The following is a 16,610-nucleotide window of genomic DNA, read 5'->3' on the forward strand; positions in this document are numbered from 1 at the left end:
ACAACGCACCATTCCAACAGGGGTACAGACCCCATGAAGCAGGAGGGATGTCATTGAAAGCCTTATTTGAGAAGGAAAAAAACTACTGGAGTCATAAGCTGGAATCTGAGGATCATATCACCTGCTTGCCATACACCAATCATGTGTCCAAGGATACAGCTGCAACGAGTTCTAATTTTCTTACGTACACGCTCACATTTCCATCTGAAATTTCCCAAAGAATATCATCTATAACAGGTGGAGCTCCATGGGCCGTGTTTATGGTTTTGCTGGCTGGAGTTGAGAGCTTATTGCATAAATACACAGGTGAGGAAAGTGTGCTGCTGGGCATTCCAGTAGCCAAGTCTGGCAACAGTACTGCAAAGCCGATTAACCATCTGATTTTACTGAAAAACACGCTGGATTCCTCGACAACCTTCAAAACCTTGCTGTCTCAAATCAAAACTTCTGTCAGCGAAGCAATTGAACACCAAAATATTCCCTTTTGGAACTATACCGAGGGGCTTGAAATTCCACGTAACGAGAACGATAAGCCTCTTATTCACACCACTGCATCCCTGCAAAATATCCACACTTCTTATTTTATGAATCATGTGCAATCTGAACTGGATCTTCAATTTCAATGGGAAAATGCAGTGGTTTCCCTGAATGTGACATACAGTAGCGACCGTTATGACCAGATGACGATTGAACGCTTTGTTGAGCAACTAATACGGCTGTACACCGTTGTTTTGCATCAGCCTGAGCTGGAGATTTGCACAGCACAAGTGCTATCAGAGCAAGAAGTAGAGCAGCTGGTTCATACCTTTAACGATACAGTTGTGGATTATCCAAGTCATGCGTCCATTCATGAATTGTTCGAGATGCAGGCGAAGCAGGTACCACACCAGGTGGCAGTAGTATCCGGACAAGATAGCCTGACCTATGGAGAATTAAATGAAAAGGCTAACCGACTGGCTCATTCTTTACGTAAGCAAGGAATTCACACCGAGCAGACGGTCGGCATTATAGCTGAACGATCGATAGAGATGATCGTAGGTATGCTCGCGATTCTTAAAGCGGGCGGGGTGTATGTTCCGATTGACTCCGAATACCCGGACGAGCGCGTGCGCTATTTGCTGGAGGATTCCGGTGCCGAAATACTACTTGTGCAGAAAATAGAACATCGGCCCACTGATTTTAAGGGAATGGTGCTTGACCTGAGTGATGCCGCGATTTATGGAACGGATGATGCAGATCGTTACGATCCAATCTTGCCGAATGATCATGGAACAAATACGGATATGGCTGATATGGCATACGTGGACTGCCTAAATCCGTTTTACTCTATTTCCGCCAGTTCCGAACTTGCTTCTACTACAACCACCCCAACAGAAGCTACGCAATCAGAACATGCTAAACCAATACATCCGGTTTACGCAGCTGATCGTTTGGCTTACATTATGTACACTTCTGGTACAACAGGCCAGCCCAAAGGCGTTATGGTGGAGCATCGCAATGTCGTGCGTTTGGTGAAAAATACAAACTATGCACACTTGGATGCGGACACGCGCATTTTGCAGACCGGGTCTGTTGTCTTTGACGCGTCTACCTTCGAAATTTGGGGGGCGCTATTGAACGGTGGACAGCTGGTACTGGTGAGCCAGGATGTCATTTTGGACGCACCTAGACTTAAGGCAGCTGTCCGTAATCATGGCATTACCACGATGTGGCTGACCGCGCCGCTCTTTAATCAGCTTTCCCAGCAGGATTTGGAACTGTTCGAGGGAATACGGGAGTTGCTGGTCGGTGGCGATGTGCTGTCCGTACCGCATATTAACCGGGTACTGAAGGCTCATCCGAACCTGCGGATCATTAACGGCTATGGTCCTACAGAAAATACGACCTTTTCTACTACGCATGCCATTACTGGCGTCCAATCAGAAGCCGTGCCCATTGGCAGCCCGATCCATAACTCAACGGCATATGTCGTGGACCGTTCGATGCAGCTTCAGCCGATTGGAGCGTGGGGAGAACTGCTCGTTGGCGGTGACGGGGTGGCTCGTGGATACTGCAACCGCCCGGACCTGACAAGCGAAAAGTTCATCAACAGTCCGTTTCGTAACGGCGAACGCTGCTATCGAACAGGGGACCTGGTGCGGTGGAATGCGGACGGAACGCTGGAATACAAAGGGCGGATCGACGCACAAGTGAAAATCCGGGGCTATCGGATTGAATTGGGCGAGGTGGAAGCGCAGCTGTTGAAGCTGGAGGCAGTCCGAGAAGCAGTTGTGATTGCACGGGAGGATGAGCAGGGGCAAAAGCAGCTCTGCGCTTATGTGGTAACCCATGCGGATGTACAGTTAAGTGAGCTTCGCAGTGCTTTGAACCGAGAACTACCAAGTTATATGGTGCCGTCGTATTTTGTACAGCTGGAACAATTACCCTTGACACCTAATGGCAAGGTGGATCGCCGGGCGTTGCCGCGACCCGAGGGAGGCATAAGCTCAGGCGCAGAATATGTACCTCCTCAAAATCAATTACAAGCACAACTGGTCAGCATCTGGAAAGAAGTGCTTGAAATTGAATGTATTGGCATTAAGGATAACTTTTTTGAAGCAGGAGGACATTCCCTGCGGGCGACACATGTCATATCACTCATCCATAAGCAATTGCATAAAAATGTGCAGCTAAAGGATCTATTCCAGCACCCAACCATCGAACAGTTTGCGCAGGTTATTGAAGCACTGGAGCAAACCACCTATGAATCCATCCCTGTTTCGGAGAATAAGCCATTTTATGCGGTATCTTCGGCCCAAAAACGGATGTATATTCTCAATCAGCTTGATGGAGCGGGAATTAGCTATAACATACCCGGAGCCCTGACACTGATCGGTTCACTTGATCATAAGGCACTGGATAATGCGTTCCGTCAGCTTATTGACCGCCATGAAACATTGCGAACGAGCTTTGAGACCATGAATGGTGAACCTGTCCAGCGAGTACATAACGAGGTTTCTTTTCGCGTGGAGTTGATTCATGCCCCCGGAGCTGACCAGAGGGAGACAGATGAGCTGGTGCATGGCTTTGTCCAGCCATTCAATCTTGAGCAGGCTCCGCTGTTCCGGGCTGGTCTGATTGAAATTAGTCCAGAGCATCATATTTTGCTGTTGGATATGCATCACATCATTTCTGACGGCACCTCTATAAATGTATTGATTCAGGACTTCATCCACTTATATGCAGGGGATACGCTTCCGTCGCTGCGTATTCAGTATAAGGACTACGCTGCTTGGCAGCGGGAGCAGCAACAAAGTGAACGCTATCAAGAACAGGAAGACTACTGGCTCAATACCTTCGCAGGAGAGCTGCCTGTGCTGGATATTCCGACTGATTATCCACGTCCGGCGGTGAGAAGCTTTGAAGGGGATGTACTGGAATTTACGCTCGATCAACGGCAAAGCGAAGGATTAAAAAGCATTGCGATGCAGACCGAATCGACTTTATATATGGTGCTGTTGGCTGCCTATACGACTTTGCTTAGCCAATACAGCGGGCAGGAGGATATCATTGTCGGTTCACCAATCGCGGGACGGCCTCATGCTGATCTTGGCAATCTGATCGGTATGTTCGTCAATACACTGGCAATCCGTAATTATCCGGAAGGCGGGAAAACATTCCGCGATTATGTGCTGGAGGTCAAGGATAACGCGTTAAAGGCTTTTGAACATCAGGATTATCCGTTCGAAGAGCTGGTAGAAAAGCTGGGTGTGGATCGAGATTTAAGCCGCAATCCGTTATTTGATACCATGTTTGCTCTACAAAACCTGGAACAAACAGAGCAGCAGCTGGCAGAGCTGCAATTAGCACCTTATCCAAGTGAACAAACGACGGCTAAATTTGATCTAAGTCTGTTCGCGCAGGAGGATGGGGAACAAATTGCCTGCGGTTTTCAATACGGAACCCGTTTGTACAAACGCGAAACCATCGAACGACTGGCTGTACATTTACAGCAGCTAATCAATGTGGTTATCGAACAGCCGGAGATCGCTCTTGCGGCTATAGAAATGGTTTCGACTCAAGAAAAAGAGCAGCTGGTGAAGCAATTCAGCACTACAGCAGCAGACTCTCCGTATCCACGGGATCAATTAATGCATGTGCTGTTCGAGGAACAGGTTGCACAGTCGCCAGATCGACTAGCGATCACCTTTGCGGACACACAGCTCACTTATCGCGAGCTGAATGAGCGTTCCGATCGTTTGGCATGCATCCTTACTTCCCATGGGATACGGCACGGGTCCGGAACTCAGATACAGCGAGTAGGGATAGTGGCTGAGCGTTCCATTGAAATGGTCGTGGGCATGCTGGCTATTTTGAAGGCAGGGGGGGCTTACGTTCCTATTGATCCCGAGTATCCGGAAGAGCGCATCCGATATTTACTAGAGGATTCCGGTGCCGAGCTGTTACTGTCACAGCGACGTGAGCAGGTTTCTTTTGAACCAGGTATTCCAGTCATCGATTTGAGCGATGCGCAACTATGGAGCAGCGAATTTGAAGGCTACACTCATACCCATGGATCAGATGCCATTTCAAATGGGGGATCTGCCTTAGATCTTTCGCATGTCATATACACCTCTGGTACGACAGGCAAGCCGAAAGGCGTTATGGTCAATCACCGTAATGTCGTACGATTGGTGAGGAGCACTAGCTACGCCACGCTTGACGAAAATACGCGTATGCTGCAAATGGGTGCAGTTGTATTCGATGCCTCCACATTTGAAATCTGGGGAACGCTGCTGAACGGTGGCCAATTATATGTAGTAAATCATGACACTATTTTGGATGCTGCCAAGTTCAAACAGGCGATGAATAAGTATCGGATTAACACCATGTTCATGACCACGGCTTTATTTAATCAGCATTCACAGCAAGACATTGAAGTGTTTGCATCCCTGAAGGAATTGCTCGTGGGTGGTGATGTGATGTCCGTACCACACGCTAACCGCGTGCTGAAGGAGTACCCGCACCTTCGATTGAGTAATGTTTATGGGCCGACGGAGAACACAACCTTTTCCACCACCTATGAAATTATGGAACCGCAAACTCAAGGTGTTCCCATTGGCCGTCCGATTAATCATTCCACCGTTTATGTGGTCAATCGTTCGTTAAAATTGCAGCCTGTGGGGGCATGGGGCGAACTATTTCTCGGTGGCGATGGCGTGGCACTCGGGTATCTGAATCGGCCTGAGCTTACGGCAGAAAAGTTTATTGAAAGTCCATTCCGGCCTGGAGAATATTGCTATCGTACAGGGGATTTGGTGCGTTGGCGTGCTGATGGCGTACTGGAGTACAAGGGAAGAATGGATGAGCAGGTCAAAATTCGCGGCTACCGCATCGAACTGGGTGAAGTTGAAACCCGTTTGTCCACGATTGCAGGTGTGAAGGAATCGGTTGTGATAGTACGGCAGGACGATCACGGGCAAAAGCAGCTGTGTGCCTATTTTGTAACAGACAGCGAACTAAGCGCTAGTGACTTACGTAACGCTCTATCACAGGATCTGCCGAGCTATATGGTGCCTTCTTACTTTGTACGTCTTTCCAGACTGCCTTTGACGCTAAATGGCAAAGTAGACCGCAGGGCACTACCTCTGCCTGAGCATAATCTCGATACAGGCATGGATTATGTGGCACCTGAAACGGATGTTCAACAAGCACTGGCTGCGGCTTGGGGCGCCATCCTAGGTATTCAGAAGGTTGGGATACAGGATAACTTCTTCCATTTGGGTGGCGACTCCATCAAGGCCATTCAAGTATCGTCTCGCTTGTTTCAGGCTGGATACAAGCTGGAAATGAAAGACTTGTTTAAATACCCGACAATTGCGGATCTAAGTACTTATATTCAGCCAGTTAACCGAGTAGCCGAGCAGGGCGAGGTTACCGGAAATGTTGTGCTTACACCGATTCAGCGCTGGTTCTTTGAACAGCCAACAGGTGAACCACACTATTTCAACCAATCGGTCATGCTCTATCGGCAGGAAGGCTATGACGAACAGGCACTTCGGCAGGCGCTCCATCAGATTACAACGCATCATGATGCATTGCGTATGATTTTTCGGTCGTCGGAGAACGGATATACAGCATGGAACCGAGGTGTAGATGAAGGCGAACCGTACCATTTGGAGTGCTTTGACTATAGGAACAGTGATGCTATTGAAGGGAACTTGGCGAAGATAATTGAAGCCAAATGCAATGAAATTCAATCTGGTATTTCTCTAAGCGAAGGGCCGTTGATGAGGCTCGGCCTGTTCCGTTGCCCGGATGGGGATCATCTGCTGGTCGCAATTCATCATTTGGTGGTAGATGGAGTGTCCTGGCGCATCTTATTTGAGGACTTGGCGACAGCTTATGAGCAAGCCTCCAAGGGTGAGCAGGTGATTCAGTTACCTCACAAGACGGATTCGTTCCAAACGTGGGCCGAAAAGCTGCACGCCTATGCCAACAGTCCGGCCATGGAACGTGAGCGGGCGTATTGGGAGGAGCTTGCACAAGCGGAACTGGCTCCTTTGCCGCAGGATTACGGACATAACGAGCACGATAAGCCATTGATTGGCGATAGTGAGTCGGTTACTGCTTTATGGACAAATGCAGAGACAGAGCAACTGCTCAAGCAGGCCAATCGTGCCTACCGTACAGAAATTAATGACCTGTTGCTGACTGCGGTAGGAATGGCGTTACAGGCATGGAGCGGAAATGATCGTTTCCTGATAAATCTAGAGGGACATGGACGTGAACCCATTTTATCAGAGGTGGATATTACCCGGACGATAGGGTGGTTTACAAGCCAATATCCTGTTTTACTCGATATGCCAGAAGAGACTGCTCTTTCACAGCGAATCAAACATGTGAAGGAAGGACTGCGCAGTATCCCGCAAAAAGGGATCGGCTACGGCGCACTGAAATATTTATTCGACCGTCAGACACAGGCATCGGAGGGACCTTCAGCCATATTTACGACAGCTCCTGAAATTAGTTTTAACTATTTGGGACAGTTCGATCAGGATATGAAAGGAAACGACTTGCAGTCATCCCCATATGAGGGGGGGATGCCACTTAGCCCGACCATGGCTCGGACATATACACTGGATTTTGGCGGCATCATTTCGGGAGGTCAGTTGGGGCTGACAATTAGCTATAGCCGTACCAGCTACCGACCAGAGACGATTGAGCGATTGGCGAGATTACTGGAATCGAGCTTGCGCGAAATTTTGACACATTGCACCCATAAAGAACACCCAGAGCTGACCCCAAGTGATATTTCCTATAAAGGAATGAGTGTGGAGGGCTTGGACAGCCTGTTATCTGAAATGGGCGCTGCGGGTGAGATCGACAATGTATATGCACTAACCCCGATGCAGAAAGGGATGTTGTTTCACAGCCAGCTTGATAGTCAAGCAGCCGCGAATGACGCGTATTTTGAGCAGGTTTCTTATGATATGCGGGGTCGGATGGACATCGGGAATTTTGCAGAAAGCCTGAATATGCTGGTTCGGCGACACGAGGCGCTACGTACACATTTTTATTTCGGCCGGGATACGGAGCCGTTGCAGGTGGTCTACCGAAATCGGGATTGTGGCTTCTATTACGAAGATTTACGCGAGTTGGATAGCGATACAAGGGGCATTTGGCTGAAGAACTTCAAGTTGGAAGATAAAGCAAGGGGATTTGATCTGCGTCGGGATGTCCTGATGCGTATAGCGATTTTGCGCACCGGGGAAGACAGTTACCATATTGTGTGGAGCTTCCATCATATCGTCATGGACGGCTGGTGTCTGTCCCTAATAAATAAAGAAGTGTTTGAGAGCTATGCAGCGCTTCAGGAGGGCAGAGTGCCAGAGCTGGCACCGGCAGTGCCGTACAGCCGCTTTATTGAATGGCTGGAAGCACAGGATCGCAAGGCGGCAACTGATTACTGGAGCAGCTATTTATCCGGGTATGAGCAGCAAACAGCACTACCAGCTGTAAAATCCGGCCGCAAGAGTGGAGGCTATACAGCTAGTGATTGGGTGACGGTTTTGGAGCGTGAGCTTACCCTCCGGGTGGAGGAGACGGCTAAGCGATATCAGGTAACCATGAATACGTTATTACAAACCGTATGGGGAATTGTGCTACAAAAATATAACAACCACTGTGATGTCGTATTTGGTAGTGTCGTCTCAGGCCGTCCATCGGATATTATCGGAGTCGAGGGTATTATCGGCTTGTTCATTAATACCATTCCCGTTCGCATCCTTAGTGAGGCAGGGGAATCTTTTGCAGAAGTTATGAAGAAAACGCAGGAACAGGCGCTGGCTTCTCATGCGTATGATACGTACCCACTGTTTGAAATTCAGGCATTGACTGACCAGAAACAGGATTTAATTAACCATATTATGGTGTTTGAAAATTATCCGGTGGATGAGCAGGTCGAGGAGATGGAAATTGATGGGCAGGAACTTTCCCCGATTTCCAACGTGGTAGCTCTTGAGCAGACCAACTATGATCTGAATGTAGTTGTAATGCCGGGAGAATGCGTGAAGATTCGTTTTATGTATAATGCGTTAAATTATGATCAAACAGACATTGAGCGTCTGCATGGACATTTTGTGAACCTGTTGGAGCAAACTTTGCTTAACCCAAATGTTCGCGTAGAAGAGCTGGAACTGGTTACAGCGGCGGAAAAACAGCAAATTACTGGAGAGTTTAATGACACTTCCTCTGCATATCCAGACAATCAGACGATTCATAAACTGTTTGAGGAGCAGGCAGAACGCACACCAGATCATATTGCCGTAGCTTTGGGTCATCAAACATTGACCTATCGGGAGCTCAATGAGACAGCCAATCGATTAGCGCGTACACTGCGGGATGCAGGGGTCAAACCTGATGAACCTGTTGGCATTTTGACGGAGCGCTCGTTGGATATGATTACGGGAACACTTGCCATTTTGAAGGCTGGAGGCGCGTATGTGCCGATAGATTCTCAATATCCAGAGGATCGTATCCGTTATATGCTAGAGGACTCGGGAGCCAAGCTACTGTTGGCTCAGCAGGATTTATTGGATCGGTGCTATTTTGACGGACAGATTGTCAATCTGAATGATGATAAGTCGTACAGTGCAGATGCTTCCAATCCGGGTATAGATGGAGCGAGTAATCATGCCGCTTATGTCATTTATACCTCAGGCTCAACAGGTAAGCCTAAGGGTGTCGTAGTTGAGCACCGAAGTGTTGTGCGTCTCGTCCGCAATACGGATTATGTCCCATTTGATGAATCAACCCGAATGCTGCAGACATGTGCGTTTGTATTTGATGTATCTACATTTGAAATTTGGGGTGCACTGCTGAACGGCGGTCAGCTTGTTCTCTTGCATAAGGATGATCTTTTGGACGCAGCCAAGATGAAAGAGACGATACAGGATCATCACGTCAACATGATGTGGCTGACCACACCATTATTTAATCAGCTTTCGCAGCAGGATAGTAAACTTTTTGGTGATGTGAAGTATTTGTTGGTTGGTGGTGATGTTTTGTCTGCACCCCATATTAACCGGGTCCTGCGCGATAATCCGCATATGAACATCATTAATGGCTATGGACCAACGGAAAATACAACCTTTTCGACGACATATCACATTACGGAAGAACAGCTGGATTCTGTGCCAATCGGACGTCCCATTTGCAATTCGACGGCGTATGTTGTGGACTCATCATTTAACTTGCAACCGGTCGGAGCCTGGGGTGAGCTGGTTGTTGGTGGAGACGGAGTTGCGCGTGGTTATTTGAATCGTCCTGAACTGACGGCTGAGAGATTTCTTGCTAATCCGTGGGTGGACGGAGATCGCCTGTACTGTACTGGGGACCTTGTTCGCTGGCGTGAAGACGGCATACTGGAATACGCTGGACGGATTGATCAACAGGTTAAAATTCGCGGTTACCGGATTGAGCTGGGCGAGGTGGAGACGAGACTGGCAAGTGTACCTTCTGTACGGGATAGCGTTGTTATCGCTTTGCGGGATGGAGCAGGTCAGCAGCAATTATGTGCTTACTTCACTGCCGATGAACAGCTGACCATCCGTGAGCTTCGAACTGTGATGTCGGCCAGTCTGCCGAGCTATATGATTCCGTCCGCTTTTGTACAGCTGGATCGGTTTCCACTAACGACTAACGGCAAAATTGACCGTAAAGCTTTACCTGTGCCGGACAAAGCATTGCACACGGGGATAGAATATGTCGCACCACGAACCGATGTGGAGCAGTTGCTGGCAGCTATTTGGCAGGAGGTGCTTGAAATCCCGCAAGTGGGAATCCACGATGACTTTTTCACGTTGGGTGGACATTCCTTGAAAGTACTGGAGCTTATACGCAAAGTTCGTCTTGCTACAGATATTGAGCTGCCCATCCGTAGTGTTCTGGAGTTCCCGACCATAGAAGAGCAGGCGCTCACATTATTGAAAGCCGATCTGGACTACAAGGTCGATAGTCCAATCATTCGGTTGAATGAACACGGTCCGGTTTCCATCTTCTGCTTTCCTCCTATGCTTGGATACGGACTGTCGTTCGCAGAGCTTGCAAAACAACTGGACCAAGATGCAGTTGTGTATGGATTAGAGTTCGTAGATGATGTTACGGATGAGCAGGCAATGTTGGCACGATATGTTGATTTAATCATCAGCACGCAGGCGCAAGGTCCGTATGTGCTGCTTGGTTATTCTATAGGTGGGAATCTGGCGCATAAGGTTGCCGGCACACTGGAGCACCAAGGTCATACTGTATCCGATATTTTAATGCTCGATTCGGTCAAAAGGGCAGAAGCTCTGCCTTTCACAGATGAAGAAACAGAGCAGGAAATTCATGCCATGCTGGAACAGGTTCCCGAATCCTATCGTGAGCTGTTGAATGAAACGTACCAGCGTAAAATGATCGCTTATGCGGTGTATGGCAACCAGCTTGTGAACACAGAAAATGTTCAGGCGAATATTCATGGCTTTGTTGCCGCTGGATCGGAAACGGTGAAGGGCACAGGAGATAATAAACTTTTATGGAAAGATGCTACACAAGGAAGCTATGAAGAGCATAGCTTGATTGGTAATCATTATGAACTGCTGGAACCCGGATTTATCGAAGAAAATGTAAAATGTATCCGTGCCACAATACACAAGATAACCCGGAACATGGGCAAAGACGAGACACAAGGATTGGCCCATCATAATTCTTGAAAACTTACATTCGATGATTTAACTAACTGGAATTACTAATTTTATCTGTAATGTATGAATCCTGATCGAACAGGTAAGAAGCCTTCTGCTTACGCGATTCGATCAGGATTCGCTTTATCATGCGCACTCCCGCGAGGGAAGTGCGATGATTCCATAGCGCCATGCTGATGGCTCCCATACGGAGTGTAAATATCTGCTCCGCTATGCAATCACCGCACGGTTTAAATCATGAAATCAACTTCATAGGTAAGGAGGGTACTTCAATATGAAGAATAGAGGTATTGGCTACCTATCCGCATTCTTAACAACGTTGTTTCTTTGGAATCTGCTCATTAATTCAGCATGGGCAGCAGATAGTATAACACCTAATTCAGTGGAAAAAGCAGTGGACGATATCATGAGTACAGAATTGGAAAAATTGCATATTCCGGGAGCGGCCGTCGTTGTGACCCAGGAAGACCAAATTCTTTTTAGTAAAGGATATGGATATGCAGACCTGGAGCGGAAAATGGTATTCGACCCGGCAAAGACCATTGTTCGTGTTGGCTCGCTAACCAAATCATTTAGTGCAAGTGCCACAATGCAACTGGTCGAGCAAAACAAGCTTGATTTGAATGAAGACGTGAACAGCTATCTCCACAGCTATAAAGCTTCGCAATACCAAAATCATCCTTTTAATCTGCATCAGCTTCTGACACATACTGCGGGATTAGATGAAGCGATATACGACATTAACAGCTCAACTCGCGCAGGCGTTTTACCTACAGAGCAGTATCTCAGCACGTATTTTCAAAATCAGCCACCTATCCGCAAACCTGGAATTCAGTATGAATACAGTAATGTCGCCTTCGGTCTGATCGGTAATATCGTGGAGCAAGTAACCGGTCAGGGACTGAATGATTACTTTCGTACACATCTATTCCAGCCTATGAATATGCCCAGCGCGACACTGGAGTTGCCATTAAATCATCCAGAATTGGCGCAATCGTATCAGTGGAAGCATGGAGCTTATGTGAAACAACCCTTATCGTATATCAATCTGCCGGGAGCAGGAGCGTTGAACGTCACACCCAACGAATTTTCCCACTATCTGATCACTCATTTAAACCAAGGAGAGTATGAGGGCAAAGCGGTACTCCAGCCACAAACGGTAAAAGTGATGCATGCACAGCAATTTGCAGCGGATGCCCGTCTGGATGGCTTGGGCTACGGATTTTTCCGTGGTCAACTGAAGACGGGAGTACCCATGTTGTGGGCTACTGGAGAAATTGATGATTTTATTTCCGAAATGGTACTGATTCCATCCCAAAAGATCGGTATTTTTGTGACCATCAATTCAGCTGACACAGACACCCTGCTTCATGGAAAAGTCATCAATACGATAGCTCAAATGCTGCCCGCAAAGCCGCAGGCCGCTTCTCAGTCACTGGCTCGTTCTGTCACGCAAGTGAAGCTTTCGCCAGAGATCGAGGGCGTATATCAGGTGGATACTACTCCTGTTCATGGGTGGGGAAAATGGATTCGGATACTGGGAAGCATTAAATACACCGTTCATATTCAAGATGATCATACGCTAATTGTTAAAGGAAAATACCCGGATCAGAATGAAGCAACAGACAAAGTTTTTCAAGCAGCAGGTGATGGGCTGTTTGTGGAAAAGGGGGGCCAGCTTAAAATTTTGCTGTATCAGGAAAAGGGTACGTGGATGATGATTGCCCCGGATAGTAAGACCATGAAGCAGACGACACTTTGGCACCGTACCTGGACGCTACTCGTCAGCTATGCAGCCGCATCCTTATTTTTCGTCACAACCCTACTGATATGGATCATAAGATATGTGATCAGAGTTATCCGCAAAACGAATAATCACATTTCGTCCAACCTGGCATACATCGCGTTACTAAATACGATTTTTCTCGGGGTACAGGTCGTCTATGGTAACAATCAGATGGTGTATGGCTATTCCGCCTGGTATATCTGGGGAATTTGCACGCTGCCGCTCATTTCAGCACTCATTGCCGTGTGGGTATTGATCGTGAATGGCACCAAGCTGATTACAGGGGAAAAAAGAGTCCGGGCTGCCGGGAAAATTGTATTTGCGATACTCACTTTGCTGCATACAGCCTATCTTTTTTATTGGAATTTCCTTCCTTTTCATTATTCCTAAAGATTTACAAAACAACGCATGTCCGCACATAAATGAATGCTAACATTTATATTTAGTGCCCCTCTGAGAGGGGCCTTAAACCAATTAACAGGAGGAATAGAATGGGAATCTTTCGTCGTTTTACATCCCGCAGCTTCAAATACGCAACAGCTATGGTTTTCACTTTATCGTTGTACGCCGGTGTTGTGGGCGGCATGCAACCGGCACGCGCAGAAGGCCCGGCAGACCCGGCCCCTTTCATTGCAGCCAAAGTGGTCAACGAAAACGCTGGTAAAAAAGTGTTGTTCGATAATACACATGGACAGACAGCCGGCGCAGCAGATTGGGTGATTGATGGTGGATTTTCAGATTTTGGCCAAGCCCTTGCAAACAATGGCTACGATGTTCATGAACTTCGCCAATCTACACCTATTACTTATAATGATTTAAAGAATTATGATGTATTTGTGACAGCGGAGCCCAATATCCCTTTTAAACAAAGCGAACAGGCCGCAATGGAACAGTATGTTAAAGCAGGCAATAGCATTTTTTTCATTGGTGATCATTATAACGCCGACCGCAACAAGAATCGCTGGGACGGATCGGAAAGTATCAATGGGTACCGTCGTGGTGCATGGGAAGACCCTGCAAAGGGAATGAGTGAGGAAGAAAAAGGCTCGGCAGCGATGCAGGGCGTGGTTAGCTCAGATTGGCTGGGTAACCAGTTTGGTATACGCTTTCGCTACAATGCATTAGGCGATATCACGGCTAATCAGATTGTTGAACCTGCCCAGGCGTTCGACATTACAGCAGGAGTGAGTAATGTGGCAATGCACGCAGGATCAACATTGGCGATTATTGACCCGACCAAAGCCAAGGGGATCGTATATCTGCCTAAAACCAATCAGGCTTGGGGGAATGCAGTAGATCAGGGCGTTTATAACGGAGGTGGTATAGCGGAAGGACCTTATGCAGCTGTAGCAAAAGTAGGTCTAGGCAAAGCTGCTTTTATTGGGGATTCATCTCCTGTTGAAGATGCAACGCCGAAATATCTGCGTGAAGAGACAGGAACCAAGAAGACAACGTATGACGGCTTTAAGGAGCAGGATGACGCTGTGTTACTGGTCAATATCGTCGATTGGTTGTCCAAGAAGGAGGAGTATACCAGCCTGTCGGATGTAAAAAACTTACAGCTAGATCAGCCGACGGCATTGCTGTCTTTTGAAGCTCCTCAGGCTTCCACGGAACCGCAAGCCGAGCCTTGGTCCGCTCCTGCAGCCGGCTACAAATGGTGGGATCAGCGAACGTTCAAGGCCGGCTCCTATGGCGGACTTACAGCCAGTGCGCAGCCTGTGTACAGCATCGTTCGGCAGGAGCAACTACCGAATGCACAGCCTTTTCAAATTCGCATAGTTGCCGACCAACTGGCTCCCCATAGTACGATTAGCGGATTCAGTGCAGGTATTTATGTAGCGGGCGGCAATCAAGTAGCCCAGATTCAAAATCCGGATGGAAGCTGGCCGACTTCTTACGGTTATAGCGGAACATTTAGTCTGGAATCCGACAGCAAGGGGCATGCCTATAGGGACCTGACGGTGCGGATCAAGCCGGGTACCAGCGGTGCAGCTAATCTTAGGCTGAGACAAAATGGCAGCAACCTGCTGACCCAATCGGTCGTGCTGGCAGATGTCCCAGCCCAGCCGTTGCCTGAGGAAGGCAATACAATTCCGGCTCGTATCAGTGTCGCAGAAGCACGAACTCTTTCGGCTGGCAAAGTTGTGACCTTGGAGGGAGTTGTGACGACAGAACCAGGGGCTTTTGGCGGTCAAGCCTTTTACATGCAGGATGAAAGTGGCGGCATTTATGTATATCAAAACCAAAGCGGCTTTCACCAAGGTGATCGAGTAAAGATTACAGCAAGTTTGGCACTGTACAATGGTGAAGTCGAGTTGACTGATGCAGTGGCTATTGAAAAAACGGGAGAAGGACAACTTCCGCAAGCTGTGCAAGTCACCGAGCTCAGCGATGCGAATCAAGGACAGCTGGTTGAGCTTCCTACTGCCATTATTCGTAATATAATAGATGCAACTCCTGTAGGTTCGTTTGAATTTGATGCAGTAGCGGGTGAGGTTAGCCATCATGTGCGAGTTGATGCACGTACAGGCTTAACACGGACATCTTTTCCGTATCAAGAAGGACAGCAAGTGAAGCTGAAGGGAATTTCGGCGGTTTTCAAAGGAAATTATCAGTTAAAGCCGCGCGGGCTAGATGATTTTTCAGCTCAGACAGGCGCAGCTTTGCAGGAAGTAGAGCTTTCACTGGATCAAACAACATTTAACGTTGGGGATACAGCAGCCACACATCTCAAGGGTACGCTCACAGATGGCAGCCAAGCTGATTTAAGTAATGCCTCTGTTCAGTATATCAGCAGCCATGAATCCGTTGCACTGGATACGTATGGAGAGCTTCGGGCCCTAAAAGAGGGGAGCGCCGAGATTACAGCGAGCGTCACCTTGGACGGTAAAACGGTCGTATCCAATCCAGTAACCGTTAGAGTCGAGAAAAACACTGTAGGTGAAGTGCCGGGTAAACCGGTGCTGTCTCATGATAACGGTCAGGACACCGGACTGAAGGATGGAGACTACAACATCACCATGAATCTGTGGTGGGGCACGAATGGTGATGAACTCAAGTTGTATGAAAATGACAAGCTGATTGCAACCCAATCGTTGCAAGCGGCTTCCCCTGAAGCACAGCATGCAGTCATTTCTGTTACAGGCAAGAGCAATGGAACCTACACGTATACTGCTGAGCTGATCAACGCTTCCGGTAAAACGGTTAGCGACCCGTTAACTGTCGAAGTGACCGATGCTACTCCTGGCATACCGGTGTTGTCTCATAACAATTGGGATGGTGACGGTAACTATACCCTGACAATGAACATGTGGTGGGGTACGAATGCAACCCAATACAACCTGTATGAAAATGGAGAGCTGATCGACACGCAGGTTCTGTCGAGCCAAAGTCCGCAGGCCCAAAGTGCTGTGACCAACATCCAAAATCAAAAGCCGGGTACATATGAGTATCGGGCCGAGTTAGTCAATGCTGCAGGAGAGGTTTCCAGTCAAACCATAAGTGTAGAAGTGAAGGAACGTTAATTCGAAATAATGAGCCGTTAAAAAGGAAGAGCATCTATTGACCTCGCGAGAGTCTATAGATGCTCTTTTTTG

4 protein-coding genes are annotated in these 16,610 nt (G+C 47.9%); 3 read left to right on the forward strand and 1 reads right to left on the reverse strand.

From position 1 onward, the window contains the following. The first annotated feature begins 53 nt into the window (after window positions 1–53). Entirely contained in the window at window positions 54–11,234 is an 11,181-nt protein-coding gene (locus ACH59B_RS11560; RefSeq protein WP_404303797.1) for an amino acid adenylation domain-containing protein, read from the forward strand. A 22-nt stretch (window positions 11,235–11,256) separates the two neighbouring features. Here the strand turns inward: ACH59B_RS11560 and ACH59B_RS11565 are convergent, their stop codons facing one another. Next, window positions 11,257–11,397: a hypothetical protein gene (locus ACH59B_RS11565; protein ID WP_016818937.1), complete on the reverse strand. Its 141-nt coding sequence runs from the start codon at window positions 11,395–11,397 to the stop codon at window positions 11,257–11,259. A gap of 102 nt (window positions 11,398–11,499) precedes the next feature. On the opposite strand from ACH59B_RS11565, the gene ACH59B_RS11570 reads away from it, so the two are divergent. Both ACH59B_RS11570 and ACH59B_RS11575 read left to right on the forward strand, forming a co-directional pair. Continuing rightward, window positions 11,500–13,401 carry a serine hydrolase gene (locus ACH59B_RS11570; protein ID WP_039277231.1) on the forward strand — a complete coding sequence of 634 codons (1,902 nt, stop codon included), beginning with the start codon at window positions 11,500–11,502 and terminating at the stop codon, window positions 13,399–13,401. Between the two features lie 101 nt (window positions 13,402–13,502). Next, window positions 13,503–16,538, forward strand: coding sequence for a chitinase N-terminal domain-containing protein (locus ACH59B_RS11575; RefSeq protein WP_404303800.1), 3,036 nt, complete (start codon window positions 13,503–13,505; stop codon window positions 16,536–16,538). Window positions 16,539–16,610 lie beyond the last annotated feature (72 nt).

Source organism: Paenibacillus sp. DP01 (assembly GCF_044784315.1).
Taxonomy (GTDB): Bacteria; Bacillota; Bacilli; order Paenibacillales; family Paenibacillaceae; genus Paenibacillus; species Paenibacillus polymyxa.

Excerpts from the sequence above, each read along its gene's own strand:
- ACH59B_RS11565 (WP_016818937.1), bottom strand. The coding sequence starts at position 11,397 with ATGGCGCTATGGAATCATCGCACTTCCCTCGCGGGAGTGCGCATGATA.
- ACH59B_RS11575 (WP_404303800.1), top strand. The coding sequence starts at position 13,503 with ATGGGAATCTTTCGTCGTTTTACATCCCGCAGCTTCAAATACGCAACA.
- ACH59B_RS11570 (WP_039277231.1), top strand. The coding sequence starts at position 11,500 with ATGAAGAATAGAGGTATTGGCTACCTATCCGCATTCTTAACAACGTTG.